Source organism: Bradyrhizobium commune (assembly GCF_015624505.1).
Classification (GTDB): domain Bacteria; phylum Pseudomonadota; class Alphaproteobacteria; order Rhizobiales; family Xanthobacteraceae; genus Bradyrhizobium; species Bradyrhizobium commune.
This window is the reverse complement of record NZ_CP061379.1, coordinates 1,768,150-1,794,081: the sequence shown is the minus strand read 5'-3', so window position 1 is coordinate 1,794,081 and position 25,932 is coordinate 1,768,150. Positions and strand designations below refer to the sequence as shown.

Below are 25,932 nucleotides of genomic sequence, written 5' to 3'. Positions count from 1 at the left end.
CGCCGCCGCAGCGCGCTTGATCCGGATTGCTCTCGTGCCGCGAACGCCGGACTCGTAGGGTGGGCAAAGGCGCACTTGCGCCGTGCCCACCATCTGTCCGCACCCGCCGCTGGCATGGTGGGCACGCTACGGTTTGCCCACCCTGCGTAGTCTACTTGTCCTTCGCAGGCGGCGCGTCCTGCTTCTTTTTTACGTCCTCCACCAGCTTCGCCTGCGCGGCCTGGAGATCGCCGAGCGTCTTCTGGAGGCCTACGACCGTCACCTTCAGCGCATCGATCTGACGGTTGGCGGCGTCGATCTTTTGCTGATGATCGACATTGAGCTTGGTGATCGTCTTCTGGAGGAAATCAACGTTGCTCTGGAGACAGCTGGTGCGCCGCTCCATGGTCTTCTCGACCGTGCAGATCTCGATGCCGGGCACGTCCTGCGCGCGCACCGGCGCGACGAGCGGCAACATCGCGAAACAAACGGCAGCGGTCGTGCGCAACATTCCGGTTCCTCGTCAAATCGATCACGGCCAAAGTCGATCACAGCAATGTGCGCCGATTGCGCGCAGCCAATGCAGGGAGGCTACCACACTCGTACCGCATTCTCGCGTTGAGCTTGGCGTGTTCCCTTGGACGGGGAGCACTGAACCGCGCGCGGGAGAAGTGGGCGCTCTTTCCGCGGCTTTGATTAGGGGAGATTTTTGCAATGGCTACGCGCGATAGACGTCTGGCGGAATTCGATGGCGCCGGAGAACCGCCACCTGGCCTGCCGGTCGAAGTTTTGTGCGAGGATCACAGCGGAACGTATCAACTGCCGTTCGCCTGCCGCTATGTCGAGGGACGCTGGCAAAATGACGCAGCCGGCGTCGCGGTGGAAGCAACCGTGATCGGCTGGCGCCTGCCGCGCGTCAAGCACACCGGAGCGGCCTAGCGCCTGTGTCAAAATGCAACGGCGCCGCGCGCCGTCTTAACCTTCGGAACGCGGTTCGAACGAATCGCGTCCGAATCGGCCGTAGAGCTCCGTCCACGCCTGTTCACGGCTAGATGTCGCAGGCACCCCGCTCGCCCGTACAACATCTGCGAGGCATGCGACCGGGTACGGACAAGCGATCGGCAGCAAAAGTTAATTGCGGCGGTCGCATGGCTCCCGGCAGCGCGTGGGCCGCCTCCGCCGCCGAAACGGGCAGGACGACGCCCGACCTGCCTAATATTCGACCTCGAGCTCCTCGATCTCGGCCGGCTCTTCCTTGGCCGCCGCGATCCATTCCTGCATCTCGGGCATCGCCATGATGGTGTCGGCATAGGCCTTCAGACGCGGCTCGAGCTGGACGTCATAGGTCACGAAGCGCGTCACCACGGGGGCATACATCGCGTCCGCCATGGTGCGCTGCTGGCCGAACAGGAACGGACCGCCGGACTTCTCCAGGCAGTCGCGCCAGATGAACCAGACCCGGTCGATGTCGGCCTGCGCGCGCGACCAGATCTTGAAGCCGGGGAAGTGCCCCTTCAGATTGACCGGCAGGGAGGCGCGCAGGGTGGTGAAGCCGGAATGGATTTCACCGCAAATCGAGCGGCAATGGGCGCGCTGGACGCGGTCGGCCGGCAATAGCCCGGCCTCGGGCATCGCCTCGTTGAGGTATTCGGCGATCGCCAGCGTATCCCAGACGGTGGCGCCCTCGTGCCGCAGGCACGGCACCAGGATCGAGGACGACAGCAGCAGGATTTCGGCACGCGCGGACGCATCGTCCGGCGCGGTGATCACCTCCTCGAAATCGAGCCCCGAAAATCTCGTCAGCAGCCAGCCACGCAGCGACCAGGACGAGTAGTTCTTGCTGCTGATGGTCAGTGTCGCCTTCGCCATATGGCTCTTCCCTCACGCCTGTGACTGCACCCCGCCCGGCCCGCGGCGGTGCCCATTACCTGTGCTTCCCACAAATGAGCAGCAAGCGACGTGCCAATTTTGGGGGCGATTTGACTCCGGTTTGGCTTCGATATTGCATAGCAGCACGGGACAGGTGGGCGTTTCAGAATGATGTCGATGTACTATCAGGCCTTTCAGAACCACATGGATTTGACGGCGCCGTTTCGGGCGGGAGCCTCGTCCGCACTCAAATTCCTCAATCTGGTGCCCCAGGGCATGTCCGACCAGGTGGTCGGCCGGCTCTCGGCGGCGCTGGAGCTGATCTCGCGCTCCACCCTGACCTATGACCGTCCAGCCTATGGCATCGACAGCGTCATGGTCGGAAACCGCGAGGTCGCCATTCGCGAGGAGGTCGCCTACGCGACGCCGTTCGGCTCGCTGCTGCATTTCAGGAAGGAGGGCGTGGCCGAGCAGCCGCGCATGCTACTGGTGGCGCCGATGTCCGGCCATTTCGCCACGCTGCTGCGCGGCACCGTGAAGACGCTGCTGCAGGACCACGACGTCTACATCACCGACTGGCACAATCCGCGCGACATTCCGCGCAGCGAGGGCCGCTTCGGCCTCGACGACTATACCGATCACCTCATCGACTTCCTGGGCCAGCTCGGCCCACGGCCGCATATGGTGGCAATCTGCCAGCCGTCGGTCTCGGCGCTCGCGGCCGCCGCCGTCATGTGCGAGGGCAACCATCCGTCCCGGCCGGCGACGCTGACGCTGATGGCGGGGCCGATCGACACGCGGATCCAGCCGACCAGGGTCAACGAGTTCGCCAAGAGCCGGCCGATCGACTGGTTCGAGCAGAACCTGATCAACTACGTGCCGGTGCAGTGCCGTGGCGCGCTGCGCAAAGTCTATCCGGGCTTCGTGCAGCTCACCGCCTTCGTCTCGATGAATCTCGAGCGCCACATCAAGCAGCATATGGATCTCGCCAACCACATCGCCAAGGGCGAGAAGGACAAGGCGGCGACCATCAAGACCTTCTACGACGAATATTTTGCCGTGATGGATCTGCCGGCGGAATTCTACATCGAGACCGTGCGCGACGTGTTCCAGGAGCATCTGCTGCCGCAGGGCAAGCTGATGCACCGGGGCCGGCCGGTGGACACCAAGGCCGTCGGCCGAATGGGGCTGATGACGGTCGAGGGCGAGAAGGACGACATCTGCTCGATCGGCCAGACGCTTGCCGCCCAGGACCTCTGCACCGGCGTGCGCGCCTATCGCCGCGTCCACCACATGCAGGCCGGCGTCGGCCATTACGGCGTGTTTTCCGGCAAGCGCTGGAATAACGAGATCTATCCGCTGCTGCGGGATTTCGTGCACGTCAATTCGTGAGGCCAGCCGCCGCGGCCCGGTCGCGAGAAGGACGGTCCCCGGCGATCCGGTGCCACGGAGCAGCGCTTCCGCGAGAGTAGGGCCGCATACAACCTTGTGAGGCGCCTCGACTTCTGAAAATATGCGCCGCATGCACGATAGATTGCCCACACGGCGACACAAGACCTCGGAAGCCTCCGGAAAAGAGGGCGAAATTTCCCGCAAAGCTTCGGTGAAATCGCAGCGCCAGCCGCGGGCGGGCCGCGCCGGCGACGATGCCATCGTGATCGAGGTTGGCAGCCGGGTGAAGCGGCTGCGGACGCAAGCCGGATTGACGCTCGAGGAATTCGCCGCGCAGTCCGGCGTCAGCCGCGCAATGCTGTCGAAGGTCGAACGCGGCGAGAAGAGCCCGACACTTGCGATCATCGTGCGGATCGCCAAGGGACTCAACGTCTCGATGTCGGCGCTGATGGGCGCGGAGCCGGATGCTGCGCAGGTCACGGTGATCCGGAAAGCCAATCGACTGGCCTTCACGGATCCGGAAACCGGCTTCGAGCGCCACAACCTGTCCCCGACGCATCTGGACAACGACCTCGAGTTCCTGCTGCACAGGATTCCGCCGGGAGAATCCTCCGGCGAGCTGCCGCCCTACAAGGTGCCGACGGAAAAATATCTGGTCGTGCATCAGGGCCAGCTCACCGTGCAGACGGGTGAAGCCAGCTACGTTCTCGACACCGGCGATTCCTTCTATTTCGATGTGCGCGAGTCCTATCGTTTCATCAATGCCGGCAAGACTCCGTGCGCCTACTATCTCGTCATTCGACGACGCCGCCTCTGAGCCTGCCGCTGCGCCCTATTGCAGCGTGAACGGATTGGAGATCGACGGCGTCGGATTGATGAAGACGCTCTTGGCTTCCAGATATTCGTAGATCGCCTCGATTCCGTTCTCCCGCCCGAGCCCGGATTCCTTGAACCCGCCGAACGGCGAGAGATAGCTCACCACGCGATAGGCGTTGACCCACACCGTTCCTGCCCGCAGCCGCTTCGGCATCGCGATGGCGCGGGCCAGATCGGTGGTCCACAGACCCGCGGCGAGACCAAACGGCGTGTCGTTGGCGAGCGCGATCGCCTCGTCGTCGGTATCGAACTTGATCACGCTCAGAACGGGGCCGAACACCTCCTCGCGCGCGATCCGCATGTCGTTGGTGACGTCGGCGAAGATGGTCGGCTCGACGAACCAGCCATCGCCGCATTCGGGCCGGGTCGCCCGCCGTCCCCCGAGGATGCAGCGGGCGCCTTCCTGTTTGGCGAGCTCGATATATTGAAGCACCTTGCCGAGCTGCTGCTCGGTTGCGACCGGTCCGACGTCGGTGTCGGGGCTGTTGGGATCGCCGAGCCGCGCCGCGCTCATCACCTCGACGAGACGCGCGAGAAACGCGTCGTGGATCGAGGAGTGCAGCAACAACCGCGATCCTGCCATGCAGGTCTGGCCGCTCGCGGCGAAGATGCCGGAGATGACGCCCTTGACCGCATCCTCGATGCTGGCATCAGCGAAGACGATGTTCGGGGATTTTCCGCCGAGCTCGAGCGAGACGCGCTTGAACTGCCGCGCTGCGGCTTCATAGATCTTGCGGCCGGCGAGGTTGCCCCCGGTGAAGGCAATCCGGTCGACGAGGGGATGCTCGACCAGCGGCTCGCCGGTCTCGGCGCCGAGGCCGGTGACCACGTTGATGACGCCCCTCGGAAAGCCGGCCTGCGCAAACAGCTCGACCAGGGCGAGCAGGGACGTCGATGCAAATTCGGAGGGCTTGATCACCACGGTGTTGCCGGCCGCGAGTGCCGGCGCAAGCTTCCAGACGGTCAGCAGCAGCGGCGAATTCCACGGCGTGATCGCGCCGACGACGCCGACCGGCTCGTAGCTGACGTAGTGCAGCATGCCCTTCTTGTCGGTCGGCGGCATGCGGCCTTCGATCTTGTCGGCAAGCCCGCCAAAATACTGAAACCAGCGCGGCAAATATCTCATCTGGCCGAGCATCTCGACCTTGAGCTTGCCGTTGTCGCGCACTTCCAGCTCGGCGAGCCGCTCCGCATTTGCCGCGATCAGCTCAGCAACCCGGCTCAACAGGAGGCCTCGGTCGCTCGGATGCATGCTGGCCCAGGGACCGCTGACGAAGGCGCGGTTTGCCGCCCGCACCGCGCGGTCGATGTCGTCGGCGCCGCCTCTCGGGATCACCGCCCAGGCCTTGCCGGTGTACGGATTCCTGGTCTCCAGCCAGCGCCCGGAGGCCGACTCGCACCACTCACCGTCGATATACATCTTGAACGCCTCGAGCTGATGCGGGGCATTGCCCCGCACCGCCTCCTCCGGCGACATCGTGCGCGTCGAACCGTCCGCAGTCATGGCAGCACCTCAATTCCCAATCCGGCTTACCTCACGGCGAGGTAAGGACATCCGCTCTTCCCGGCCGCAACGAACAGGCCATCGCCCGGCAACGTCGCGACAAGCTTGTAGAGGTCGGCCGGGCTCTTCGACTCCTGCGGGCTCTTCACCTCGAAGATGTGCATGTCGGAGACGACGCGGCCGTTGGCCTGTATATGCGCGTGCTGGATCAGATTGCCTTCGATCGGCTGCTCCAGCATTTTTGCCTGCACCTGCGCGGCATCGTCGGAGCCGACGGCCGCCACCGCCTTCAGGTAGTGGGTGGTGGCGAGATAGGCCAGCACATGGCCCATGGTCGGGACCGCGTTGCCGTTGCGGGCCATGAAGCGCTTCGACCAGGCGCGGGTCTCGTCATTCAGATCCCAGTAGAACGAAGCTGCGAGCCGCAGGCCCTGCGCGGTCGAAAGGCCGAGCGCCGTGACATTGTTCTCGAACACCAGCATGGTCGCGAGCTTGGCACTGACGCCGAACTCCCTGGCCTGCTTGATCGCGAGCACGAGATCCGGACCGGCATCGGCGAGCCCGATCACGTCGGCGCCCGAGCCTTGCGCCGCCAGAAGCTGGGAGGCGAGGTCGGTGACGTTGAGGGGATGCAGCACCTGACCGATCACCTGGCCGCCGGAGGCCTTCACGGTCTCGCCGGCGTCTGCGGCGAGATTCTTGCCGAACACATAGTCGGCGACGATGAAGAACCATTTCTTGCCGCCGGCATCGACGATGCCCTTGGCGATGGTCTTGGAGAGCTCGCTGGTCGAGGGCGCCCATTGCGTGCCATAGGGCGAGCAGCCGTCGCCGCTGAAATTCGCGGCATAACCGCCGCTAACCAGCGTGGTCTTCTTCAACGTGCGCGCGATCGCCTGCACGGCAAGCCCGACCGAGCTCGCGCCGCCTGGAATGATGGCGCTGACGCCTTGCTGCTCGATGAACTGACGCGCCAGCGCCGCACCGATGTCGGGCTTGCTCTGATGGTCCGCCGAAACCACCTCGATCGGCCGCCCCAATACCTTGCCGCCGAAATCTTCCACGGCCATCTTGGCGGCCAGCACCGTGCCGGGCCCACCATTGCCGGAATAGACGCCGGACATGTCGTCGATCACGCCGATGCGGAACGGCGCATCCTCGGCAGAGGCGGCAACGGGAACAGCGCCGAGCAGGACTGCGAGAGACGTCGCGCGAAGCAGTGATACGATCATATTTCCCTCCCTGGTGGATCGCGGATTTTTCATTTTCATCGCTCTCAGAACGCCACCTTCACCGCACCCTGCACGGCGAACTGCGGATTGCTGTTTCCGAACGTGCCGGCCGCCGTCAGCATGCCGCTGACATTGCCGGCGAACGCCGTCGTCAGGCCGCCCGATATCTTGCCGTAGGTGCGGTCGGGATTGCCGGGCACCAACGTGTAGATCGGGAGCGCAAGGGCCACCGTCTCGGCCGCAAGCAGCGTGCGCGCGCCACCAAGGAAATCGTGCTCGGCCGTCAGGTTGACGAAGGAGTTGAAGGCATGCGCCCCGACCGCAAATGGCGCACGGAACTGCACGCCGGCACTGCCCGTCAGGCCCTCGAGCTTCTGCCGCGCGACGAACTGGGTGATGATGGGGTCGCCGGTCTCGGTGTAGGGATCGACATTGGTGTAGTCGTAGAGGAGCCCGACCAGGGGCCCGAGGCGGACGCGGCCGACGTCGAACAGATAGACGGACTTGAACCCGGCGGTGAAAGTATCGCCCCGCGTGTTGCCAAAGATCGTGTCGACGACGCCGGGACGATCGATGCGGTAGTTGTTGTAGCCGTAAGTCGCGACGACGTCAGTCAGGAGATGCGGATAGGTGAAGGAGGCAAAGCCGCCGACCTGGTAGCTGTCGAGGTTCAAATGACCCGCGCCACCATGCAGATTGGCTATCGGATTGGTGTAGTTGAGCGCGGCACCGACACGGATGTTGGGATCGACCTTGTACTCTGCACCGATGGTGCCGCCCGCCATCGTATAGTCGAAGCCAATCGCGTTGCCGTCGGCACTGAACCGATCGCCGCGGCTGCCGCTGCCATAGGCTGCGGCAAGATAGACCGAGAATGGCAGCTCGGATGCCTGACGCGGTGGCTGCGCTTTGGTTGCCATCCGCGGCCTGTCCATCGAGGCATAGGCCTGGTCCGCTGTCCCGCCGCTGGTGACGCGCGGATCGTCGGCGCGATAGGCATCCAGCCGCGAGAAGATCGTATTGGAAAAATTCTGCGCGGTGAGCTGCGCGATATCGGCCTGGGCGGCGAGCCCGTCCTGCGCGGCCAGCAGATTGGCCTCGTAGCGTGCGATCACCGCATAGCCCGCATCGGTCGGGTGCAGGTCGAACATGAAATGCTGGTTCTGCACGTCCTTCGACGCCGTGAGACAATTGCCGTCGAAGATGCAGGCCGTCCCGGTCTTGAAGCCGAGGCTCGCCGGATCGGTGTACGCCTTGGTGTAGATCGCTGCGAGATCGACGACGTGAATCCGCACGCCCGGCCGCGCCAGCGGCGCCAGCGTTGCCGCGAGGTTTGCATTGACCTGGCCGAAGAATTCGCTGGCGCCCGGAATGTTCGGAAACACATAGGGTGGCCCGAACGGATAGAAGCCGCCGATCTGATAGAAGTTGTAGCTCGCAGAGGAGAAGCTGTTCTCCGCGATGAAATTGTGTCCTCCCGCTTTGATGAGCTGGGAGATGTTGGTGTATTGCTGCGCGAGCGTTGCGTTGGCGAGCGTTTGCGGCGTGTAGGGCTGGCCATTGGCGTCGAGGATACCCAGGAAGGTCGCCGCCTGGTTGTTTGGCATGCCGCCAACGACGATCAGGTCGCTGGGCTGGAAGCTTCTGCCGGCGCTCGTGAACTCGACGATCTGCTGCGCGACGGTCGGACCGCCGTTGAACGCCGGAAACACGCCATTGCCCACGCCGTTGTAGGCGTAGTCGTTGGCCTTGTCGAAACTGTAACTGGTCAGCATCGACAGCCATTGCAGCGTACCGCGGCCGTTGCCGCAGGCGCCATACGGCGCCGATTGCGGAAAGGCAATCGGGCAATTGCGCGACACGTCGAGCAGGCTGTCGCCGAACCCGTAGATCGTTCTGAACTGCTGCGCCTGCGCAGTGGCAACAGGCATTCCCGCGGCCAGCAGCCAAGCTGCGGCCGATACCGCTGACCTCAGTCTCACGGCTGCCTCCCCGTTTGCGTGGTCGTCCCTGGATGGCGTCTTGATCCGCGCCTTCACGAAACGAAGCCTAGCAGAAATTATCTATTATAAAAGAGAAATCTTCTATCGAAGATTCTGTGCGCGCGTTGATGCGATGCACCGACCTGGCTTGCGACACAAGACAACTTCAGGAGCTCGTCACATGCGGGCTTCGATCGCGCCCGAATGTGAGCCGCGGCTCGGCCAAGCGCCGCCTGTCGCGATCTGACAAAAACACCGCGGCTTCAGAAAAGACACAGGAGCCGGCCGAAGCCTGAACGCAGGTCTGCAGTTAAGCCAGAGGCCCGCCGCCTTGCGCATCGCGGCGCCACGCGCCCGGGCTGACGCCGACGATCGACGAGAACACCCGCGTAAAATGACTCTGGTTGGCAAATCCGGCCGAGATCGCGATCTCCGACAACGGCAGCTCGCGGACGGCCATCAGCTGTTGAGCCGCATGCACGCGCCGGCGCAGCAGCCATTGATGCGGCGGCAGGCCGGTGGAGATCCGGAATGCACGTGAGAAATGACTGACCGAAAGCCCGAGCTCGGCCGCGATCTGCTGCAACGCGACCTTGCCGGCGAGGTCGGAGTCGAGCCGATCGCATGCGCGCTTCACCTGCCACGGCGCAAGGCCGCCACGGTTCGCCTCGGCGGCGGGCCTTAACCCACCATAGGTCTGGGCGACGTGCGCGGTGAGCGCGAGCATCATGTGATCCACGAACAGCGGGTTGGTCTCGTCCGGCCGCCGCAACCCTTCCAGCAACGAGGCACCGATGTGACGGATCACCCCGTCGTCGTGGCCGTCGCCTGGCTCATAGCTAAGCTCGCGGATCCGCGGCGCACCGGGCTGCCTCGCAATGTCATCGAGCGCCGAGCGCGGCAGATAGAAGAAGAGCGAGTGAAACGGCTTGTCGATCACGTAGCGCGGGTCGCGCTTGAGGTCGTAGAGATAGGTCGCGCCAGCGCGGACATCCGCCTTGGCGACGCAGCGGCCGCGTTCCCAGCATTCGCAATCCGGATAATCGCGAAGCTTCAGGCTGACGAGATACGCATCGTTCGCAGGCAGGGAGCCGGACAGATTGGGCGCCGGATCGTCATGGCGGACTTCGGTGACCGCGAGCTCGGCGCTGCGCAGCGAGCGCGCGATCAGCACCGGAGCCTGCTTCAGGTGAAAGCCCTGCCCGAGCCTTTGTCCGTAGACGCCTGCTTGTGTCATGTCGATAAACCCGTCCGGTGAAGGCACGTTTCTGCCTTCCAAGGCCGATGCATTATCGGAGATCGACGGCCAGGGTCCAGCTTCACCACATCACAATGAAGTTGTTTTGGCGCGCTGTCGCACCGTGTCGCGACAAGATGATTTTCAGTGTAATTTCAGCGGGATTTCACAGGCACGGCTTCGCGAGCGACGTCAGCCTTGACCTGTCGGACGGACCACAGCGCAATGTCATCGTGCGTTATTGAAATCAATCGCAGCTGAAGGCCACTCGCGGCCTTCGCTCGCTACGCCGACCACTCTTCGCCCCAGACCTGGACGACGTGGCCGGGCGAGACTTCGCGATACTGCCGGACCGGCGGCTGATAGTCGGGCGCGCGCACCGGACTTCTGACCTCGTCGTTGGCGACCCCGCGCTTCGTCCCGCGACGCTCAGGGTCCGGGACCGGCACGGCGGCCATCAGCTTCCTGGTGTAGGGATGCTGCGGATTGGCGAACAATGCGGCGCGCGGACCGATCTCGACGATCTCGCCGAGATACATCACCGCGACGCGGTGGCTCATGCGCTCGACCACCGCGATGTCGTGGGAAATGAAGAGATAGGCAAGGCCCATGCTGGCCTGAAGGTCGAGCATCAGATTGACGACCTGCGCCTTGACCGAGACGTCGAGCGCGGAGACCGCTTCATCGGCGACGATCAGCTTCGGCCCGAGCGCGAGCGCGCGCGCGATGCAGATGCGCTGGCGCTGGCCGCCGGAGAATTCGTGCGGGAAGCGCGCGGCCATGTCGGCGGCGAGACCGACGCGCGCCAGCAGGTCGGCGACCTTGTCGCGCGCCTGCGACGCGGTGGCAAGGCCGTTGGCGAGCAGCGGCGCCGCGATCGCCGCTCCCACCGACATGCGCGGATTGAGGCTTGCGAACGGATCCTGAAACACGATCTGCATGTGCTTGCGGAAGTCGCGCAAGGCGCGGCCACCCATCGTCAGCACATCCTGACCGTCGATCAGGACGGTGCCGGCGTCCGGCTCGACCAGCTTCAGAATCGAGCGGCCCGTCGTCGACTTGCCGCAACCGGATTCGCCGACCAGTGCCAGCGTCTCACCGGCGCGCAGCGTGAAGGAGATGTTCTCGACGGCGTGGACGCGGCCCGAGACCTTGCCGAACAGACCCGAGCGGATCGGAAAGCGCGTGGTGAGGTTCGCGACTTCGAGCAGCGGCCGCTCGGTGGTCGAGACGGTGTCCGGCGTCTCGGTCGGCGCGTCCGAAGTGCCCGTGACCTTGTCGACGACGGGAAAGCGCATCGGCCGGGGGCGTCCGTCCATCGAGCCTAGGCGCGGCACGGCGGCGAGCAACGCGCGCGTATAGGGATGCGCGGGGGCGGCGAAGATGCGCGACGTCGCGTCAGTCTCCACCGCCTGGCCGCCATACATCACCACGGTGCGGTCCGCGACCTCGGCGACCACGCCCATGTCGTGGGTGATGAAGAGGATCGACATCCCCTCTTCCTGCTGGAGCTCCTTCAGAAGCTCCAGGATCTGGGCCTGGATGGTGACGTCGAGCGCCGTGGTCGGCTCGTCCGCAATCAACAGCTTCGGCTTGCAGGCGAGCGCCATCGCGATCATCACGCGCTGGCGCATGCCGCCGGAGAAGCGATGCGGATGCTCGTGGAAGCGCGATTTCGCGGCAGGAATCCGGACGCGATCGAGCAGGCGGATGGTCTCTGCTTCCGCCCCCGCGCGCGACAGGCCGCGATGCTGGATCAGCGCCTCCGCAATCTGGAAGCCGATGGTGAGCACCGGATTAAGGCTCGTCATGGGCTCCTGGAAGATCATGGCAACCTCGTTGCCACGAATGTCCTTCATGCTCGCTTCCGGCAGCGTCAGCAGATCGCGGCCGGCGAGCATGATGCAGCCCTCGCTGCGGCCGCTCTCCTTCGGGACGAGCCGCATGATCGAGAGCGCGGTGACGCTCTTGCCCGAGCCGGACTCGCCGACGATCGCCACGGTCTCGCGCGGAGCGATGTCGAACGAGACGTTGCGGACGACGGGGATCCACTCCCGCTCGCGCATGAAGGACGTGGTCAGGCCTGACACCGACAGCACCGGCGCCTGCGCCTCGGCAACGATCTGGTCAGGTCTGCTTGCGCCGATGCTCATGCGATGACCTTAATAGCCGCGCTCACGGTCGACACGCCCCGGCAACGCCTCGCCACGGCGATGACGCGCGATGGTGTCAAGCACGTACTCGACGGCCGTCTCCGGCTTCGTCGTGCTGGCGATGTGCGGCGTCAGAAGAATGCGTGGATGGCTCCAGAACGGATGGCCCGCAGGCAACGGCTCAGGCTCGGCGACATCGAGCACGGCGGCCGACAGCACGCCGCCATCGAGCGCCGCGATCAGGTCGGCCTCGACCAGATGCCCGCCCCGCCCGACATTGAGCAGCCGGGCGCCGCGCGGCAAACGCGCGAACAGCTTTGCGTCGAGGATGCCGCGCGTCTCCGGCGTCAGCGGCAGCAGGCAGACCAGAATGTCGGTCTGCGCGAGGAAATCCGGCAATGCGTCGGCGCCCGCATAGCAGGTGACGCCTTCGATGCGGCGCGGCGAACGGTTCCAGCCTAGAAGCTGAAAGCCGAACGATTTGAGCCGCTCGAGCACGGCCTGACCGAGCAGGCCGAGCCCCATCACGCCGATACGCCGCTCGCTCGTGTACGTCGCGGGAAGCTCGCGCCAGACCTGGTCGCGCTGCTGGGCGATGAACTGCACCAGATCCCGGTGCAACGCCAGCACGGACATGCTGGCATATTCGACCATGCGCTCGGTGATGCCGGGCTCCATCATGCGGACCAGCGGAACATGCGGAGGCAGCTTGGTGATGTCGAACTGATCGACGCCGGCGCCGACCGAGAACACCAGCTCGAGATTGGGGAATGTTTTCGCGATGTCGTCCGGCGGCTGCCAGGCCACCAGATAGCGTACCTCCGTGGGATCACCGATATCGGGCCAGAGCCGGAACGGTAGATCGGGCGCGCGCTCCGCGAAGAGACGCGCCCATTCGGCACCGCGAACCAGATTGGCCTTATAAAGGAATGCCATCTCGCCGACCGCCGCTTTCAGAACGGGCTGACCGGCGCGAGCCGGCGGCCGTCGATCATGCGCTTGTGGCTGTAGGCGGCGGGATCGACCAACGGCGTCGAGCCGGTCACGATGTCGGCGGCAAGCTTGCCGGCTGCGGGGCCGATGCCAAAACCGTGGCCGGAGAAGCCGGTCGCAAGGAAGAAGCCCGGCAGCGCGTCGACCGGCGAGATCACGGGAATCGTGTCGGGCGTGCAGTCGATGGTGCCGCCCCAGGCTTCCGCGATCTCGATGTCCTTCAATTCGGGATTCGACTTGATCAGCGCGGCGAGCGCCGCATTGACCAGCGACATGTCCGGCGCGGGATCGCGCACGCGCTCGGCCTCGAACGGCGACGGCTTGTCAAAGCCCCAGCTGGTGCCGCGCACGATCTGGTCGAAGAACGATTTGCCGAGCGACATCTTCAATCCGTTGCGGCGATGCAGATAGGTCGGCCAGAAGGTGCGGGCGTAGCGGAACAGGTCGGGCGACAGCTCGACCGTGCCGCGGTTGCGCAGCGCCAGCGTAAAGCCGCCATCGAGGCGGCGGCGGATGCAGTAGAAATCGGTGCCAAGCGCGCCGGACGTGATCTCCGGCCCCGGCGTGGTCCGGCACGCGGTGGCATTGACGAGGCCGACCGGCAGCTCGATGCCGTGGCGGCGGCAAAATAGCGACGACCAGGCGCCGCCCGACAACAGCACGGACTGCGTGCGGATGGTCCCCTTCTCGGTGACGACAGCGCTGACGCGCCCGCCCTGCGTCTCCAGCCCGCGCGCGGCGCAGCCCTGATGGATGGTGACGCCGTGTTTTCGCGCGGCCGTCGCGAGCGCGGGCACGGCCATCGACGGCTCGGCGCGTCCGTCGCTCGGCGTGTGCAGGCCGCCAACCCATTTGTCGGTATTCCCTGGCATGCGTTCGGCGACCTCTGCCGGCGTCAGCACGGTCGAATGGACCTGCATCTCGCGCGCCGTCGCGGCCCAGCGCTCCCAACCGGCGAGCTCGTCCTTGCTCTTGGTCAGGAACAACACGCCGGTGCGACGGAAGCCGGCATCGACGCCAGCATCGTTCTGCATGTCCTCCCACAGGAGCAGCGCTTCGCGGGCGAGCGGAATTTCCTCGCGCGCGCGACCCTGCTGGCGGCACCAGCCCCAATTGCGGCTCGACTGCTCGCCGCCGACATGACCTTTCTCGACGAGGGCGACGGACAGCCCCTTCTTCGCCAGATGATAGGCCGCGGACACGCCGATGACACCGCCGCCGATGACGACGACATCGGCCTGCACCGGCAGGCGTTCGTCGCTGTTGATACGGTTGAGCGGCGGGGACATGGGACACTCCTGGACTTCAGTTCGAGCAAGCCTGGCTCGTCATGGGATGTTCATTCGGGGATCAAGCGCATCGCGCAGGCCGTCACCGAGGAAGTTGAAGCTCGTGACCGCGAGCGTGATGGCGAGGCCGGGCACGATCGCGAGCCAGGGCGCACTGGTCAGATAGATCTGCGCGTTGTTGAGCATGTTGCCCCAGCTCGCCGCCGGCGGCTGGATGCCGTAGCCCAGAAAGCTGACATAGGATTCGAGCAGGATCGCATTGGCGACGTTCAGCGTCGCCGCCACCACGATCGGGGCGATCGCATTGGGCACGAGCTCGCGGAACATGATGCGCAGGTTCGACGAGCCGAAGGCCAGAGCCGCAACTGCGAATTCACGCTCGCGCAATGAGCGCACCTGGGCCTCGACGACGCGGGCGACGGCCATCCAGGCCGTGGCCGCGATCAGCACTGTGGTGGTGACGAGACCGGGCTCGGTGAGCGCGGCGAGTGCCAAGAGCAGGAAGATCGTTGGAAAGCACAGCACGGCATCGACGAGCCGCATCAATACCGCGCCGACGACGCCGCCATAGAAGCCGGCGAAGGCGCCAACGACGATGCCGACCGCCATCGCGATCACCATCGCGACGATGCCGATCGAGAGCGACACCCGCCCGCCCATCATCAGGCGCGCCAGCACGTCGCGGCCGAGCTCGTCGGTGCCGAGGATATGCGCGCCCGAGAATGGCGGCGCGAACCGCTTGAGGATGTCGATATAGGTGTCGTCGAACGGCAGCAGACAGGGACCAAGCGCCGAGCCGAGGACGAGCACCAGGATGATCACGGCGCCCGCAAGCGCGAGCCGGTGCCGGCAAAATCGCCGCCACGCGGCCTGGCCCGGCGCGAGCTGAACATGGGACCAGGTCACAGTCGCCATCGCCTAGCCCACCCGGATGCGCGGATCGACGACGGCATAGAGGATGTCGGCGAGCAGCGAGCCGATCAGCACCATCGTCGCCGAGAACATCAGGATGCCCATCACCACGGGATAGTCGCGATAGCCGATGGAATCGAGGAACAGGCGGCCCATGCCGGGCCAGGTGAACACGGTCTCGGCAACCAGCGCGCCGCCGAGCAGGGTGGGAAACTGGAGGCCAGCCACCGTGATCATGGGCAGCAGCGCGTTGCGCAAGCCGTGCACCGTGAGGATGCGCCACTCCGGCATGCCCTTGGCGCGCGCGGTGCGGATATAGTCCTGGTTGATGACCTCGAGCATCGAGGAGCGCATGAAGCGGCCCCACATCGCGGTCTCGACCAGCGCCAGCACCAGCGCCGGCGCGATCAGGTGATGCAGGAGGTCGAGCAGCGAGCCGTCGCCGACGGTCTCGCGATTACCGGCCGGCAGCCAGCCGAGCCTCACCGAGAAGACGTAGATGGTGACGAGGCCGAACCAGAAGGTCGGGATCGACAGCGCGATCATGGCGCCGACGGTTGCGAGCATGTCGAACAACGAATAGCGGCGCAGTGCACCCAGCACGCCGATCCAGCAGCCGAACAGGACCGCGATGATGGTTGCCGTCGCCATCAGCTCCAGGGTGGCGCCGAGATGCGAGGAGATCACCGACAGCACCGCTTCGCCGTCGCGATAGGACTTGCCCCAATCGCCTTTCAGCATGCGACCGAACCATTCGAGATACTGGATCGGCAGAGGGCGATCGAGCCCGAGCTGCCTGGTGACGCGATCGAGATCCTCCTGCGTCATCTGCGCGGAGGCCGCAAATTGCGAGAGCGGACCGCCCGGTGCCAGATGCAGGATGGTGAAGCCGATCGCCGAAACGATCACCAGCAGCATGACCGCCTGAGCCAGTCGATTGGCGACGTAACGGGCCATCTCAGGCGATCCAGCGCGCCCGGGGCATCACGCCCAATACCATTCGCGGATGTTCCAGCAATTGATCGACATGTTGATATTGGGGCGGAAACCTTGCAGCCCTTCCTTCACGCCCTCGGCGATAAAACCCTGGAACAGCGGCAGGATCGCGAGGTCGTTGCGGATCAGCTTTTGCAACTCGCCATAGGTTGCCTTGCGCTGCGCCAGGTCGAACTGCCTGGCCCCCTCGGCAAGCAGCCGATCGGCCTCGGGGCTCTTGTACTGATAGGTGTTGTAGCCGCGGCCGCCCTGGGCAGGAATGGCGCCCGAGCCGAAGCGCGGCGTCACGTCGGGATCGCTGCCCAGCATGAAGTTCACGCCAACGATCACCGAATTGAACTTCGACTGCTGCCAGAAGTCGCCCCAGATCACCGCGGCCGGCATGTTGTTGACGCGCATCGCAGCACCGATCGCGCGCCAGTCCTGGATCAGGAGCTGCTGAGTCTGCTCGCGCACCGCATTGCCTGACGTGGTCGAGTTGGTGAATTCAAGCTTGACGCCGCCCTTCTCGCGCACGCCGCTGGCGCCGCGCACCCAGCCGGCCGCATCGAGCAGCGCATTGGCCTTGGCCGGATCGTATTTGTGCTCAGGCAATCCCTGCTGGAACGACCACGCCTGCTGCGGCACGAAACTCTCGGTCTGGGTCGGCAGGCCGTAATTAAGCGCGTCGATGATCGCCTGCTTGTTGATGGCGAAATAGAGCGCCTCGCGCACCGTGCGATCGGCGAAGGGGCCGAATTCCAGATTGGGCGCGATATGCTCCACCGAGGAGGTCGAGGAGACGAAGATCTTGCGACCCTTCAGCGTCTTCGCCTCCTGCACGAAGTTCGGCAGGATGCCCTGCAGGCCTGCGTAATCGATCTGACCGGTGCGGAACTGGGTGTAGAGCACGGTGAGATCCGGGATGTATTTGAAGACCACGCGTTCGACGTAAGGTCCCTTGCCGTGATAGCCGGTGTGGGCATTGAGCAGGATGTGGTCGCCAGGCACGCGCTCGCCCCAGCGGAATGGTCCGGTGCCGACAGGGGCATTGTGGAACGGCGAGGCGTTCGGATCGGACACCTTATCGAGGACGTGCTTGGGCACGATGAAGGTCAGCGACCCCAGGATCGACATGTAGGGCGAATAGGCAGCTTCCATTCGCCAATGGATCTCGTCGGGCGCAATGACCTTGATATCCTTCACCAGACTGTGGCCGACGCGGCTGCGAGCGCGGAAATCGGGATTGTTGATCAGGTCGAGCGAGAACTTGACGTCGTCGGCCGTGAACGGCGTGCCGTCGTGCCACTTCACGTCGCTGCGCAGCTTGATCTTCCAGGTCAGGCCGTCGGCCGACAGGCCGCCATTCTCGACGGTCGGAACTTCACGGGCGAGATCGGGAACGAACTTGCCGTCGGGATCGATGAACCAGAGAGTCGAGAACACCTGCCACCAAACACCCTGATCGACCTCGATGCCAGGCATCAGTGGATGGAAGACGGTCGGCTCCTGCGACAGCGCCGCGATCACCTGGCCGCGCGGCTTGTCCGGCGGACTAGAGGGGCGCTCAGTCTGCGCAAACGCGCTACCTGCAAGGCTCCATCCTGCCGCGGCGCCTGCGCCGAGCTGGAAGAACTGACGGCGATTCGGAATGCCCGGATGAACTGACCCAACGCCGAACTTGCCGGTGTCGTCTGCCATGACCACTCTCCGTTGTCGCATGCGGCACCGTCTCTCGCGCCCCGAGACCCCGGCAAGGGGACAGGAGTGGGCTTTAGTGCTTCTAAATTTTTCAGCCAAAATTTCATCATGACTAAATACAGCTGTCAATCGCCTTGCTAGGATGCGCGACCTTTTCACACCGCCAGCCAGTCCGGCGGCGCGACGATGCATAGGAGAGCGACATGGACGGTCGCGGCGACACCAACGGTCCGAAGGACGCCGCGGCGATCGAGGCCGACAACGCGGTCGACCAGCGCCTCGGCGAAACCGTGCGGCTGTTGCGCCAGCGCGCCGGTCTCTCGATCCAGGACGTCGCCAACAAGACCGGCCTCTCCAACGGCATGATCAGCCAGCTCGAACGCGCGCGCGCGATGCCGTCGATCCGTACGCTGCGCCTGCTCTCTATCGCGCTCGACGTGCCCATCTCCTACTTCTTCGAGACAACCGATGCCGCCGACGTGCAGCGCTACATCGTGCGCAAGGGCTCCAGGCGGCTGCTGCGGCTCACCGCCAGCGGCGTCGTCAAGGAAGCCCTCACCCCCGAAGGAAAAGGCCAGCTCGAGCTCTACGAGCTCACGCTCAATCCCGGCGCCTCGTCCGGCACGGATTTTTTGCAGCACGTCGGCGAGAAGGCCGGCTACATCCTGTCCGGCAGCCTGCGGCTGTGGCTCGACAACCAGGCCCATGTGCTGGAAGCCGGCGACAGCTTCCGCTTTCCGAGCATCGTGCCCCACATGTTCGACAACCCCACTCAGCAGGCCGCGCGCGTGATCTGGGTGACGACGCTGCGCCAGGCCGATTCGCCGGCAGGTTGAGGCACGCCCGGCCCTGCCGGAAATTGTCCCTCGACGCAGAAGCGCGGAATCTGTAGCTCACATGATGGCGGACTCCTCGGCAGAGCGGCCGAGGGCGGTCCGCGGCTGACGTCTTTGGTGTGAGCGCATGAAACTCAGGAGGCTTCTGACACTCGCGCTGGCCGCGCAGGCCGTCGTGACCGCTGTCGCCCTGCTTGCCTCCCACGCCCTCACCGGAACCGCCGGCGCGTTCGGCATTCCCCAGATCATCGCGCTCCTGGCGAGCGCTGCCGTCGCGATGCTGCTCGCGCGTCTCTGCCTGCGTGCGATCGAGACGTCGCAGGATGAGCGCGCCGCTGCGCAGCTGGCTGATCATGCCAAGGCGATCGCGCAGAGCGCGCAGCTGACGCAAGCCGTCATCAAGACCGCGCTCGACGCCTTCGTTCAGACCGACGAACGCGGCATCGTGCTGGAGTGGAGCTTTCAGGCCGAGGCCCTGACCGGATGGTCGCGGCAGGAGGCCGTCGGCACCGACGTCGTCGACCTGCTCGTCGCCGAGCCGCTCCGCGCAGGCTTCAGGCAGCGCATGATGCGACTCCTGCCGGAACTGTCGGATACGCCGATCGGCATCCGTTTCGAGGCGAGCCTGGTGCACCGGAACGGCGACGAGATCCTGATTGAGGCGTCGAGCACGGCGCTTCGCATCGGCGAGCGCACCATCATCAACAATTTCGTCAAGGACGTGACGCAAAAGCGCGCCGCCGAGGAGCAGCTGATCCAGTCGCAGAAGATGGAGGCGGTCGGCCACCTCACCGGTGGCATCGCGCACGAGTTCAACAACATGCTCACGGTGATCACCGGCACGATCGAGATCCTTGCCGATGCGGTGAAGGACAACCCGCCGCTTGCGACCATCACCAAGCTGATCAGCGAGGCGGCCGACCGCGGTGCCGCGCTGACGTCGAGCCTGCTCTCCTTCGCGCGCAAGCAGGCGCTGCAACCGGCCGAGATCGACGTCAACGAGCTGCTCGAAGAGCTGGCAAAGCTGCTGCTCGCAACCTTCGACAAGAAGATCGAGATCGTGACGCGGCTCGACGGCAAGATCTGGCTCGCCTTCGCCGATCGCGGACAGCTTTCCTCGGCGCTGCTCAACCTCGCGATCAACGCCCGCGACGCGATGTCCGACGGCGGCAGGCTCACGCTCGCGACGCGCAACGTCGTGTTCGGCGTGCGCGAAGCCGTCGCGGTCGGGGCGGGCTATGCCGGCGACTATGTCGAGATCGAGATCGCCGACACCGGCACCGGCATTCCGCAAGCCATTCTCGAGCGCATCTTCGATCCGTTCTTCTCGACCAAGGACGTCGGCAAGGGCACCGGTCTCGGGCTCAGCATGGTGTTCGGCTTCGTCAAGCAATCCGGCGGCGGCATCAAGGTCTCCTCGGCGGAGGGCCGGGGCACCACATTCACGATCTATTTGCCGAAAGCCGAGACCTCTACGCTGCGCCCCGCAGGCTATGACGAGCGCAAGGTCGTGGGCGGCACGGAGACCATCCTGTGCGTCGAGGACGACCGTGACGTCCGCCAATACGTCACGGTCCAGCTCGAGAGCCTCGGCTACAAGGTCATCCCGGCCGCCAATGCGACCGAGGCCCTCGCCATCGCCGCGGAAGGCAAGCCGTTCGACCTGCTGTTCACCGACATCGTGATGCCCGGCGGCGTCAACGGCCGCGAGCTCGCCGACCAGATGGTCGCATCGCGTCCCGCCCTGCGCGTGCTGTTCACATCGGGATATGCTGACGATTCACAGCATGCGCAGGGCCGCGCGACAGCGGGCGCGCCGCTTCTGACAAAGCCCTACCGCAAGGCCGAGCTCGCGCGCATGCTGCGTCGCTCCCTCGACACCGCCGTCGATGGCGCGGGCGATGCGATCCCGACGCCCTATTCGGTGCAGGCCGAGCTCGAGGGATTCTTGCGCAAATCCGAGCGAGACGGGCGCTGACGTGTCTCGTCGATGGACTCCGCCGGCTGCCTGCGCAAAACTCCGACAGAGCCAAAATCCCATTGGAGGCGAGACATGACTGCACTCGAAAAAGGCATCACCGCGAACGGCACCGGTTACGGCGGCAAGACCTGGAACATCCTCGGCCAAGTCTATTTCCCCAAGGCCGTCACCGAATCGACCTTCGCATTCGAGACCAACAGCGATCCCGGCCAGTTCGTGCCGGTGCACATCCATCCGACCCAGGACGAGTTCATCCTGGTGCAGGAAGGCACCCTCGACCTCAAGCTCGACGGACAATGGGTCAAGGCCCATGCCGGCGACCTCGTCCGTATGCCGCGCGGCATCCCGCACGGCTATTTCAACAAATCCGACAAGCCGTGCCGCGCGTTGTTCTGGGTCTCGCCGATGCAGAAGCTGGAGGCGCTGTTCAACCAGCTCCACAATCTGACCGACCCCGCCGAGGTCGTGCGCATCTCGGCCCTGCATGAGGTCGAGTTCCTGCCACCGGAGGCCAACGACTAGACCCTTTCCCGTTCCGATGGAATCGGAACGGGGTTCTAGGTTCTTGTTTTGACACGTTTCCTTGACGCGAACCGGTATCCACTTCGCTCGAAAACGCTCCAGGCATCGCCCAGCCGCGTTACCTCGCCGGCCGGACCATCAGTTGGTGATGCGCGCTTCCGCCACGGCGTGATTGAACATCGTGTTCAACGCCGCCGAGATATCGGCCGGCGTGTTTGCCGTGTAGAAAAATCCCGGCGAGGCGCAGTTTTTCAGGCTCGTCGGAATGTTCGGGATGTTCCAGTTGGCGTAATCGTCCTCGTCACCGGCGAAGGACGTGTTGACCGGGTTGATCGTCTGGTAGGGAATATACAGCACCGAGATGATGATGCCGCGGTTCTTCAGCGGCGTACACGAGGTGGCCGGGTCAATCGTGGTGGCGTGGTTGCTGCCCGACCAGGAGCCGTTCGGAACGCCCTTCACCTGCGGATCCTGCGCGCCGTCGGTCACGAGGAACACGTAGGGCAATGTGTTGTTGGTCGCACTGCCGTCGCCGACGCTCGTGATCAGGGTGTTCACGCTCGACAGCGCGGTGTCGATATGGGTGCCGCCGGAGCCGAGATCGGTATTTATGTTGGTATCGAGCAGGGTCGCCAGATTGGCGGCAGCATAGTTGATGGTCGACGGATTGGTCGTCGAACCGTTGATGCTGCTGGTCAGGGGAAAATACGAATAGAGATAGCGAATGAAGGGATACAGACCAATGCGGAACTGGTTTGTCACCTTCTCGGTTTTGTTCGCGGTGGTGAACAGTTGGTTCACCGCGTAGCCGACGGCGTCAAGTCGCAGCTGAATGCACGCGTCGGTTCCGTCGGTCGGACAGTTCGCCACCGTCGCGAGGTTCGAGTAGAGCGAGTTCGGCAGGCCCGAGACGATCGAAGACGGCAATTGAACGCCCATGGGATTGCTGGCCTTCGTGGTGAGAAGGCCCTTGTAACCACTCTGGCTGACGCGCGAGATCGCATAGCCCAGGCAATAATTGTTGGTGGGATAACCCTGCGTTCCGGAATCCGTGCAGGCGCTGTTCTGCGGCGAGAAATGGCACGCCAGCGTGCAGCCCGTCGGATATTGCCGGTAGTTGTCGGGACTGATCGACTGCATGCGCTGCGCTTCCGCGGTAGTCGACGGCAGGCCCATCGATCCCGAGACGTCCAGCGTGAGGTAGAAATCGAGATACAGCGGCAAGGTCGTGGTCGAGGACGAGACCCCGGTCACGTTCAGGTTCTGGTAGCCGAAAAGCTGCATGAAGGTGACCGGCACATTGGCACTGAATTGCACGCTCGACGACAGCTTGCTTCCGGTCTTGGTGACGGTGCTCGTCACACCCAGACTGGTATAGCTGTTGGCGAATGACGAGACATTTCCATTGAAGATGTTGGTCGCCTCGGTGACGCCGGCGGAAACCGATCCATTTGTCGTCATGGCCATCGCAGCGGTGTAGCCGGCCGAGTTGACCGAGATCGAGGCGACGCTCGCCGAGTCCGATGCGCTTTGCAGCTTGGCCTTGATGCGCGTCGCCATGCTGTAGTCGATGGAACATCCGATCGAGCCAATGATCGGCACCAGCGCGATCGCGAACATGACCGCGACATTGGCGCCCGTGTCGCGCTTCCACCGCGACATCAGCCGTCCAAGACGGTCGATCGTTCCGAGAATTGCCATGGCCAAGCCCCCGCTCGACTGTTTGATGAGAAACGACTGAGATGAATTGCAGGACAGTGCGACGAAACGGATGCCCGGACCAACGCATAGCGGCGGAGATAATGAGCTCCCCACCAGACGACTCACGCCATTCCGGATAAGACAGTGCATAGTGCAGACACGGCGCTACTGAATCGTAAAGGCCTTGGGAATTCGGAGGGCGCTCCTGTGAGCTTGCTGTCAACCCGAAACGGCTTCTCCGTTGTTCTACGGAGGTCCGAAGCCGGGCTCCTTGTCCGGCACCCGCAAGCCGCTCAGGATTTGTGCCTGGCCGGGCTGCTGCTTACGATCCCCAAAGCTGCCGAATCGACAGGCCCCGGGAGCCCGCGATGCGACCAAGACATCACGCCGCCGCTGCCATAGCGGGGTTTGCACTGTTCCTCACGACTCTCGCCGCGAGCCAGGCGCAAACGCTCACGACAAAGCAGTCGGATGCGCTTGCGGCCTATGACCGCGCGCTCGGCGATTTCAAATCGATCCTGGCCGAGCGACGCAGCCAGATCGAGGCGAAGCAACCGCTACCGAACCTGCCGGGCCAGACGCTCTATCTCGCGCGCGTCGCTGTCATCAGCACCTACAAGGATCTCACGGACGCGATGCCGTCCCGGATCGGCAAGCCCAACAAGTTCGAAATTCCCCCGGCCTATTTCGATGCCGCGATCGAGCCGCTGGTCGACGAATACGCCGACCTCTTCGAGATCATGGAGGCGCCGCCGGCGAGCGCGCAGAACTCGGCGACGCCGTTCAAGGACGTCTTCGATCTCGCTGCAGCAATTGCGCGCGCCAAGGGGCTCACACCTGATCACGCCGACGCAGCCGGCCGGATCAGCCTCGGGCTGTTCTTTGCCGAGACCAACGGCAAGCAGAACGTCCGCAACGCGCGCTCGAACACCTATATGGGCAGCCTCCAGACCGGCCCTTCGGAGGACCGCAATGGCCGCAGGAAATGGGACGCCATCAAGGGCGCGATTGCAGCGAACGATCCCGGGCTAAGCGCGCGCGATGACAAGGAGGAGGCGCGGTCGCGCGGCACCGATCAGCGCTTCAACCATTGGACCAATGTGCGCAACGGCCTGATGAACGCGCACGCGGAGCTGTTTGCGGAAATCCCCGCGATCGTGAAGACGCTGCCCGACCCGATCGACCAGATGAAGCTGTTCGAACTGATCCAGATCATTCCGACGCCGACGCGGTCCGCGCTCAAGTCGGGCGATCTTCTGAACTACAGAGTGTCCAATCCCACCATCATGAAGCACCTGCGCAACAACAGCATCTTCGCCTTCGGGCAGGCCGACCGGGCGCGAAGCTCGGCAAGCTTCCGCGAGATCCTCGGTGCGATGTGGCTGTTCAAGCGGAAGTTCGGGAAGGCGATGGCGAAATATGCGGAGATCAAGCCGCGCTGAGGGAAACCCTACTTTTCCGGCTTGTAGCCGTCCGTCAGCGTCTTCAGGAAGGCGATGATGTCCACCATGTCCTGATCCGTCATCGCCGGTTTGTCGCCGAGGTGACGATCGAAGGGCGGATCGGTCACATCGACATTGGCGTGATATTTTTGTGGAATGTCGTCGTATTTCTGCACCGTGCCGTCGGCGGCGCGCCGGAACACCTTGTCCGGATCGGTGTCGCGGAAATTGTAGAAATCCATCACCTGTTCGAGCGTGCTGAAGACCCCGTTGTGGAAGAAGGCGTGGCGGGTCGCGGTGTTGCGCAGTGTCGGCGTCAGGAACATGCCGCAATACTGCGTCTGCTCGGCAACGTCGGTGCGCTGCGGGCCGCAGACGCCGAGGTCGAAATAATTCGGGTCGCGATTGTTCGCGAGCGCGGCATTGCGCGGCGCGCCGAGCGCCTCGTATTGATGGTCGGTGAAGAGCGGCGGCAAGCCGTCGCGCGTTGGCGCCGAGGTATGGCAGCCGGCACAATTGGCCTTGTCGGGATCGTTGAACAATTGCAGCCCGCGCAGCTCGCTCTCGGACAGCCGCGCCCTGCCCTCGAGCCAGTAGTCGAATTTGCTGTCGTAGGGATGGAAGCTCGGCTCCTCGAGTTGATAACGCGCCACAGCGAACATCGCCTCCGCGATCAGGAGCCGCTGGTTTTTGAGCACGCCGGCGCCAAACAACTCGACGAAGCGGTTGACGTAAGGCGCGCGGCGCAGCTTGTCCACGACGATCTCGGCGCTGCCGCCGTCCATCTCGTTGGGATCGAGCAGCGGAAACAGCGCCTGATCCTGGAGCGTCTCGGCGCGGCCATCCCAGAACAGGCCGCCCTGCGGCACGATGTTTTGCGCCGACGCAGTGTTCCCGCCCGCGGTTTTCGTCGTGCGCGCGGTCTTCTGGCCGAGCGCCGCCATCTGCGCAAGGTCGATGACGTTGTCGTCGTCGCCCTTGTCGGGGCCGATGCTGAAATTCGGATGGCGCTCGAGATAAGTCAGCGACGGAACGGCGCGCGCGCCTTGGCGCGACAGGTCGGCGCCGCCGAGCATCACCGGTCCGTCATTGGGCGGCCCATAGGCGTGTTCCGGGCTGTGACAAGAGCCACATGACAGCGCACCGGAGGACGACAGCGACACGTCGTAGAAAATTTCCTTGCCGAGCTGCGCCATGGCCGAGAGCGGCTCGACCGGCGGGCGATAGAGATGAACGGGGTTCGGATTGAGGCCAATCGAGTTCGCCTCGGCCAGTCCCTGCGTCTCGACCGCAAAGACAGCGCCGGCCAGCGAGAGCAGGCCGGCGCCGAGGAGCCACAAAGCGCGGCTGTGCATA

At 64.4% G+C, this 25,932-nt stretch carries 21 protein-coding genes; 7 read left to right on the top strand and 14 right to left on the bottom strand.

Annotated features, from left to right (window positions below):
• Nucleotides 1-151: 151 nt before the first annotated feature.
• A complete protein-coding gene (locus IC761_RS08435; RefSeq protein ID WP_195802797.1) occupies nucleotides 152-490 on the bottom strand; it encodes a hypothetical protein in 339 nt (112 codons plus the stop codon).
• 203 nt (nucleotides 491-693) lie between these two features.
• Between IC761_RS08435 and IC761_RS08430 the strand changes: the two genes are divergently transcribed.
• The gene (locus IC761_RS08430) at nucleotides 694-918 is read left to right on the top strand and encodes a hypothetical protein (protein ID WP_195802796.1); all 225 of its coding nucleotides are present in this window, start codon (nucleotides 694-696) and stop codon (nucleotides 916-918) included.
• A gap of 273 nt (nucleotides 919-1,191) precedes the next feature.
• Here IC761_RS08430 and IC761_RS08425 read toward each other — a convergent pair whose 3' ends face one another.
• A complete protein-coding gene (locus IC761_RS08425; RefSeq protein ID WP_195802795.1) occupies nucleotides 1,192-1,848 on the bottom strand; it encodes a glutathione S-transferase family protein in 657 nt (218 codons plus the stop codon).
• Nucleotides 1,849-2,016: 168 nt separating this feature from the next.
• Here IC761_RS08425 and IC761_RS08420 point away from each other — a divergent pair, with 168 nt between their 5' ends.
• Entirely contained in the window at nucleotides 2,017-3,240 is a 1,224-nt protein-coding gene (locus IC761_RS08420) for a polyhydroxyalkanoate depolymerase (protein ID WP_195802794.1), read from the top strand.
• A gap of 211 nt (nucleotides 3,241-3,451) precedes the next feature.
• Nucleotides 3,452-4,057 carry a helix-turn-helix domain-containing protein gene (locus tag IC761_RS08415; protein WP_210338525.1) on the top strand — a complete coding sequence of 202 codons (606 nt, stop codon included), beginning with the start codon at nucleotides 3,452-3,454 and terminating at the stop codon, nucleotides 4,055-4,057.
• Nucleotides 4,058-4,072: 15 nt separating this feature from the next.
• Here IC761_RS08415 and IC761_RS08410 read toward each other — a convergent pair whose 3' ends face one another.
• The 10 genes from IC761_RS08410 to IC761_RS08365 all read right to left on the bottom strand — a co-directional run bounded on the left by IC761_RS08410 (nucleotide 4,073) and on the right by IC761_RS08365 (nucleotide 18,094).
• Nucleotides 4,073-5,593: an aldehyde dehydrogenase gene (locus tag IC761_RS08410; RefSeq protein ID WP_195804591.1), complete on the bottom strand. Its 1,521-nt coding sequence runs from the start codon at nucleotides 5,591-5,593 to the stop codon at nucleotides 4,073-4,075.
• Nucleotides 5,594-5,646: 53 nt separating this feature from the next.
• Entirely contained in the window at nucleotides 5,647-6,852 is a 1,206-nt protein-coding gene (locus tag IC761_RS08405) for an ABC transporter substrate-binding protein (RefSeq protein WP_195802792.1), read from the bottom strand.
• Between the two features lie 44 nt (nucleotides 6,853-6,896).
• Nucleotides 6,897-8,834: an autotransporter domain-containing protein gene (locus IC761_RS08400; protein ID WP_195802791.1), complete on the bottom strand. Its 1,938-nt coding sequence runs from the start codon at nucleotides 8,832-8,834 to the stop codon at nucleotides 6,897-6,899.
• Between the two features lie 310 nt (nucleotides 8,835-9,144).
• Nucleotides 9,145-10,071, bottom strand: coding sequence for a helix-turn-helix domain-containing protein (locus IC761_RS08395; RefSeq protein WP_195802790.1), 927 nt, complete (start codon nucleotides 10,069-10,071; stop codon nucleotides 9,145-9,147).
• Between the two features lie 284 nt (nucleotides 10,072-10,355).
• The gene (locus tag IC761_RS08390) at nucleotides 10,356-12,224 is read right to left on the bottom strand and encodes an ABC transporter ATP-binding protein (RefSeq protein WP_195802789.1); all 1,869 of its coding nucleotides are present in this window, start codon (nucleotides 12,222-12,224) and stop codon (nucleotides 10,356-10,358) included.
• A gap of 9 nt (nucleotides 12,225-12,233) precedes the next feature.
• Nucleotides 12,234-13,160, bottom strand: coding sequence for a 2-hydroxyacid dehydrogenase (locus tag IC761_RS08385; protein WP_195802788.1), 927 nt, complete (start codon nucleotides 13,158-13,160; stop codon nucleotides 12,234-12,236).
• A 17-nt stretch (nucleotides 13,161-13,177) separates the two neighbouring features.
• On the bottom strand, nucleotides 13,178-14,506 hold the full coding sequence (locus IC761_RS08380; protein ID WP_195802787.1) for an NAD(P)/FAD-dependent oxidoreductase: 1,329 nt from the start codon (nucleotides 14,504-14,506) through the stop codon (nucleotides 13,178-13,180).
• Between the two features lie 39 nt (nucleotides 14,507-14,545).
• Nucleotides 14,546-15,421, bottom strand: coding sequence for an ABC transporter permease (locus IC761_RS08375; RefSeq protein WP_195802786.1), 876 nt, complete (start codon nucleotides 15,419-15,421; stop codon nucleotides 14,546-14,548).
• 3 nt (nucleotides 15,422-15,424) lie between these two features.
• Entirely contained in the window at nucleotides 15,425-16,375 is a 951-nt protein-coding gene (locus tag IC761_RS08370; RefSeq protein ID WP_195802785.1) for an ABC transporter permease, read from the bottom strand.
• Nucleotides 16,376-16,402: 27 nt separating this feature from the next.
• Nucleotides 16,403-18,094, bottom strand: a complete 1,692-nt coding sequence (locus IC761_RS08365) for a peptide ABC transporter substrate-binding protein (RefSeq protein ID WP_195802784.1) — start codon at nucleotides 18,092-18,094, stop codon at nucleotides 16,403-16,405.
• Between the two features lie 203 nt (nucleotides 18,095-18,297).
• Here IC761_RS08365 and IC761_RS08360 point away from each other — a divergent pair, with 203 nt between their 5' ends.
• The 3 genes from IC761_RS08360 to IC761_RS08350 all read left to right on the top strand — a co-directional run bounded on the left by IC761_RS08360 (nucleotide 18,298) and on the right by IC761_RS08350 (nucleotide 21,433).
• A complete protein-coding gene (locus tag IC761_RS08360) occupies nucleotides 18,298-18,930 on the top strand; it encodes a cupin domain-containing protein (protein ID WP_195802783.1) in 633 nt (210 codons plus the stop codon).
• A gap of 127 nt (nucleotides 18,931-19,057) precedes the next feature.
• Nucleotides 19,058-20,908 carry an ATP-binding protein gene (locus IC761_RS08355; RefSeq protein ID WP_195802782.1) on the top strand — a complete coding sequence of 617 codons (1,851 nt, stop codon included), beginning with the start codon at nucleotides 19,058-19,060 and terminating at the stop codon, nucleotides 20,906-20,908.
• Between the two features lie 75 nt (nucleotides 20,909-20,983).
• Entirely contained in the window at nucleotides 20,984-21,433 is a 450-nt protein-coding gene (locus tag IC761_RS08350; protein ID WP_195802781.1) for a cupin domain-containing protein, read from the top strand.
• A 138-nt stretch (nucleotides 21,434-21,571) separates the two neighbouring features.
• On the opposite strand, the gene IC761_RS08345 is transcribed toward IC761_RS08350, so the two are convergent.
• A complete protein-coding gene (locus tag IC761_RS08345) occupies nucleotides 21,572-23,134 on the bottom strand; it encodes a TadE/TadG family type IV pilus assembly protein (RefSeq protein WP_195802780.1) in 1,563 nt (520 codons plus the stop codon).
• 368 nt (nucleotides 23,135-23,502) lie between these two features.
• On the opposite strand from IC761_RS08345, the gene IC761_RS08340 reads away from it, so the two are divergent.
• Nucleotides 23,503-24,576, top strand: a complete 1,074-nt coding sequence (locus IC761_RS08340) for a hypothetical protein (RefSeq protein WP_195802779.1) — start codon at nucleotides 23,503-23,505, stop codon at nucleotides 24,574-24,576.
• 8 nt (nucleotides 24,577-24,584) lie between these two features.
• Here the strand turns inward: IC761_RS08340 and IC761_RS08335 are convergent, their stop codons facing one another.
• Nucleotides 24,585-25,931 carry a cytochrome-c peroxidase gene (locus IC761_RS08335; protein ID WP_195802778.1) on the bottom strand — a complete coding sequence of 449 codons (1,347 nt, stop codon included), beginning with the start codon at nucleotides 25,929-25,931 and terminating at the stop codon, nucleotides 24,585-24,587.
• Nucleotide 25,932: the final 1 nt, after the last annotated feature.

What these genes read in the sequence shown, in the direction of transcription:
- IC761_RS08435 (WP_195802797.1), bottom strand. Translation starts at nt 490, where the DNA reads ATGTTGCGCACGACCGCTGCCGTTTGTTTCGCGATGTTGCCGCTCGTC.
- IC761_RS08430 (WP_195802796.1), top strand. Translation starts at nt 694, where the DNA reads ATGGCTACGCGCGATAGACGTCTGGCGGAATTCGATGGCGCCGGAGAA.
- IC761_RS08425 (WP_195802795.1), bottom strand. Translation starts at nt 1,848, where the DNA reads ATGGCGAAGGCGACACTGACCATCAGCAGCAAGAACTACTCGTCCTGG.
- IC761_RS08420 (WP_195802794.1), top strand. Translation starts at nt 2,017, where the DNA reads ATGATGTCGATGTACTATCAGGCCTTTCAGAACCACATGGATTTGACG.
- IC761_RS08410 (WP_195804591.1), bottom strand. Translation starts at nt 5,593, where the DNA reads ATGTCGCCGGAGGAGGCGGTGCGGGGCAATGCCCCGCATCAGCTCGAG.
- IC761_RS08405 (WP_195802792.1), bottom strand. Translation starts at nt 6,852, where the DNA reads ATGATCGTATCACTGCTTCGCGCGACGTCTCTCGCAGTCCTGCTCGGC.
- IC761_RS08395 (WP_195802790.1), bottom strand. Translation starts at nt 10,071, where the DNA reads ATGACACAAGCAGGCGTCTACGGACAAAGGCTCGGGCAGGGCTTTCAC.
- IC761_RS08390 (WP_195802789.1), bottom strand. Translation starts at nt 12,224, where the DNA reads ATGAGCATCGGCGCAAGCAGACCTGACCAGATCGTTGCCGAGGCGCAG.
- IC761_RS08385 (WP_195802788.1), bottom strand. Translation starts at nt 13,160, where the DNA reads ATGGCATTCCTTTATAAGGCCAATCTGGTTCGCGGTGCCGAATGGGCG.
- IC761_RS08380 (WP_195802787.1), bottom strand. Translation starts at nt 14,506, where the DNA reads ATGTCCCCGCCGCTCAACCGTATCAACAGCGACGAACGCCTGCCGGTG.
- IC761_RS08375 (WP_195802786.1), bottom strand. Translation starts at nt 15,421, where the DNA reads ATGGCGACTGTGACCTGGTCCCATGTTCAGCTCGCGCCGGGCCAGGCC.
- IC761_RS08370 (WP_195802785.1), bottom strand. Translation starts at nt 16,375, where the DNA reads ATGGCCCGTTACGTCGCCAATCGACTGGCTCAGGCGGTCATGCTGCTG.
- IC761_RS08365 (WP_195802784.1), bottom strand. Translation starts at nt 18,094, where the DNA reads ATGGCAGACGACACCGGCAAGTTCGGCGTTGGGTCAGTTCATCCGGGC.
- IC761_RS08360 (WP_195802783.1), top strand. Translation starts at nt 18,298, where the DNA reads ATGGACGGTCGCGGCGACACCAACGGTCCGAAGGACGCCGCGGCGATC.
- IC761_RS08355 (WP_195802782.1), top strand. Translation starts at nt 19,058, where the DNA reads ATGAAACTCAGGAGGCTTCTGACACTCGCGCTGGCCGCGCAGGCCGTC.
- IC761_RS08350 (WP_195802781.1), top strand. Translation starts at nt 20,984, where the DNA reads ATGACTGCACTCGAAAAAGGCATCACCGCGAACGGCACCGGTTACGGC.
- IC761_RS08345 (WP_195802780.1), bottom strand. Translation starts at nt 23,134, where the DNA reads ATGGCAATTCTCGGAACGATCGACCGTCTTGGACGGCTGATGTCGCGG.
- IC761_RS08340 (WP_195802779.1), top strand. Translation starts at nt 23,503, where the DNA reads ATGCGACCAAGACATCACGCCGCCGCTGCCATAGCGGGGTTTGCACTG.
- IC761_RS08335 (WP_195802778.1), bottom strand. Translation starts at nt 25,931, where the DNA reads ATGCACAGCCGCGCTTTGTGGCTCCTCGGCGCCGGCCTGCTCTCGCTG.